The sequence below is a fragment of the Natronobiforma cellulositropha genome (genome assembly GCF_025629245.1).
Lineage (GTDB): Archaea > Halobacteriota > Halobacteria > Halobacteriales > Natrialbaceae > Natronobiforma > Natronobiforma cellulositropha.
This window is the reverse complement of record NZ_JANZXN010000041.1, coordinates 1-2,845: the sequence shown is the minus strand read 5'-3', so window position 1 is coordinate 2,845 and position 2,845 is coordinate 1. Positions and strand designations below refer to the sequence as shown.

The 2,845-nt window shown below is 64.7% G+C and carries 3 protein-coding genes and 1 pseudogene; 3 read left to right on the top strand and 1 reads right to left on the bottom strand.

Annotated features, from left to right (window positions below):
• Positions 1-203, top strand: a pseudogene (locus tag N0B15_RS15470) (hypothetical protein); the annotation flags it as partial.
• On the top strand, positions 203-1,162 hold the full coding sequence (locus N0B15_RS15465) for a DUF7958 family protein (RefSeq protein ID WP_263020619.1): 960 nt from the start codon (positions 203-205) through the stop codon (positions 1,160-1,162). The pseudogene N0B15_RS15470 and the gene N0B15_RS15465, both read left to right, overlap by 1 nt.
• A gap of 107 nt (positions 1,163-1,269) precedes the next feature.
• On the opposite strand, the gene N0B15_RS15460 is transcribed toward N0B15_RS15465, so the two are convergent.
• Positions 1,270-1,455: a hypothetical protein gene (locus tag N0B15_RS15460; RefSeq protein ID WP_263020618.1), complete on the bottom strand. Its 186-nt coding sequence runs from the start codon at positions 1,453-1,455 to the stop codon at positions 1,270-1,272.
• 412 nt (positions 1,456-1,867) lie between these two features.
• Here N0B15_RS15460 and N0B15_RS15455 point away from each other — a divergent pair.
• Positions 1,868-2,845 (top strand): eCIS core domain-containing protein (locus N0B15_RS15455; protein ID WP_263020617.1); only part of this gene is annotated, 978 nt, incomplete at its 3' end.

Genomic DNA, 2,845 nt, shown 5'->3' with positions numbered 1-2,845 from the left:
CCACCGGCGGGGCCGTCATCGGCGCGGCGAGCGCCATCGCGAGTGACGTCGCCAAGGAGGGCCTCGGAACCTTGATGTCCAACCGCCCCGGCGGACAGGCCGACACACTCGAGGGCATGTACCTCGAGATGGCCGAAATGTACGAGGCGTTCCTCGAGGCTCGAGATGACCACGGTGGAGCTACAAAATTCGGAGGTGACTGATGAACGCAGACATACTCGGGGAGGATGACGACGACATTGGTCTCGAAGTAACCGACAATAACGGGGGTGTACACCACATCGAACTGCACAAAGATGGTGGTGAGATCTATGCACACCACTGTGAGGCCTACGCTGACAAGGCCGCCGAGCGCACCAGCGAGGAGAACGAACACAACAACCAGGCGCGTCGCTTCGCAAAGTACTACGTCTTCACCCAGCGCGGCTACGACACCCTCGAGCACGCGCAAAATCCCGCGTACATCGACGCGGTGCGTCGGGCCATCGCGGCCCTCTCGGACGAAGCGTTCGAGCGCTACTTCGGCGCGCTCTACCAGCAGCTTCGCAGCCACGACGCGGACGTCGAACGGCCGGTTCCCCTCCCCGCAGGTGTGCGCGCACCCGACGCAGTCGTCTACGAACTCGAGGTCTACCTGGGTCTCGACCTCGAGGGCGAGGTGGCCGAGCGAGCGCAGGCGTTGGCGGGCGAGGCGGGCCTGGATCTCTCCGAGGGGAGCGACGTTCGGCCGGTCTCGGCGCTTTCGGCGGGTGACCTCGAGCGCTGGCGGGCGGTCGGTGAGGAACTCGTCGAGGTCGTCGAGCGCGACGGACTCGAGGCCGACCTGACCGTCGCCGCCGTCTCGGGAATTCACGTCGGCTATCCGAATGCCCGGGGGTGTCACGAGGTCGAACGCGCCGAGACGCCGCTCGAGCGCGAGCCTGATACGAAAATCGAACTGCTCCCGCACGCACCCGAGACGCTCGTCGAGTTCCGGGAGGCGCTCGATCACCACCTCCGCTGTCAGGTGCGTGATCGCTTCGTCACCATGGGGCTGGTGCCGCCGGAACCGTTCCGCGTGATCGGCTTCGGGACGCTCCACGACGCGCGGCGGTACGACCACTACGATCTCTACCCGCAGTTGCACCTGCGTGATGGCGACGAGGGGACGCTCTTCTCCTGAGGAGGCGGGGCGCTCGAGTTAGAACGGCGGTGCGGGCGCGAAGAGGGCGCTACTCGAGCGGACGTACAAAACGGTGGGTGTGGTGTGCCAACGCGAGTCGTCGACGGTTAGAGACGACAGCCACACGGCGAGACACGTCGGTCGCCGGGACCTCTGACGGTCACCAGCACCATCGGGTCGCCACAACGCGGGCAGGGCGAGAGCGCTGGTGCCGAATCGTCGTCGGTGTCGGCTGACGCGTCCTGCTCGGGCGAGACGGCCGGGTCACGCTCCTCGAGTGCGTCGCCGGTCACGACATCCTCCGTCGGGGTGTGACACCGAAATGCTCAACAATACGACACACACGCAAACGAGCGTTACCACTCCGAAAACGGCGTTCTCGGTCGCGATAGCGAGCGTTTGCGAGACGTTTAAGTCTTGCCAGTCTGTTTGTTGTCATGGCGATCCAGCCTTTCGGCTTGGAAGCCACGTCTCGGGTGGTTGCGCACCCGGGGCATTTCTGTGACCCCCGTGGAGACGGTGGTTTCCGGTCTGTACATCACTGTGGTTTGACTTATAGCTACTGGAAACCGGCAGTGGTCGGTGGAGTGGATCACCACTGAGAGGCACATCACGAGCGCTCGAGTGTCCAATCGCCAACAGTTAATACAATCGACTCGTAACGAGCGGATAAGTACCGATGTCCCCACAGCCGAGGTGTGACGTGTGAGTTTCGACCGGGATTGGCGTGGCCGGTCGAACGACGACAGTGAGCAGAACGAACGAACACGGCGCGCTCGAGCGCAGCCCCAGACACAGGGCGGAACTCGCCCACACCAGTATCTTTCGAGCGTACTGCGACCCTCGCCCGAGCAGGCGGCCCAACTCGACCGGCTGATCCAGACCCGTGGCTTCGAGCAGGTCCAACGGTGGGGCGAACGCGGTGAGTTGCCTGAAGGGTGTAACACGCCGACGGGCGAGCAGGTTCGCGTCGCTCGAGTGCGTAGCTCTCTGGGAGCGGGTGTCGAACTCGACACCGAGAGCGCAATGCGCTCGGTGGAGGCGCAAGCGGAGAGTGATCTCGCGGGAGAGACGGCCACACCAGAGGTGGTGCGGCGGGTGATCTCCCAACCAGGAAAGCCGCTCGAGGGCGCTGTTCGTGAGGAGATGGAACAACGGATGGGCGACTCGTTCAGTGACGTGCAATTGCACACTGGTCCAGAGGCCGCGAAAGCGGCGAGTACACTCGAGGCACGCGCCTTCACCACCGGCAACCACGTGGTGTTCAACCGCGGCGAGTACGATCCGGAGAGTCCCGAAGGGAAGTACCTGCTGGCGCACGAGTTGGCTCACGTGCGACAGCAAACTGGCGGTGCCATCAGTATGCTCCCCCAAGAGGGGAGTTCGCTGGTCATCGATCCGGACCCCGAACTCGAGCGCGAGGCCGACGAAGTGGCGAGGAAGGCACTCGAGGGAGACGAGCCAATCGTCGCCCACCGGCTTGGGATGGAGGTCCACATCCAGCGGGCGGCCGCCGACGATGGGATGCTCTACGGGGCGGTCGAAGACCTCCAGGAGCAGGTCGACGGGCTCGAGGAACGCCAGTCACAGCTGATGGGGACCATGCTCGAGGCGGCCCCGGGAGCGAGCGAGGACTTCGACGTAGCCGGGGCGGCGGCCAAAGGTCTCGCCGGGTTCGGCGCT

Coding starts and splice junctions, on each gene's coding strand:
- N0B15_RS15465 (WP_263020619.1), top strand. CDS start 203: ATGAACGCAGACATACTCGGGGAGGATGACGACGACATTGGTCTCGAA.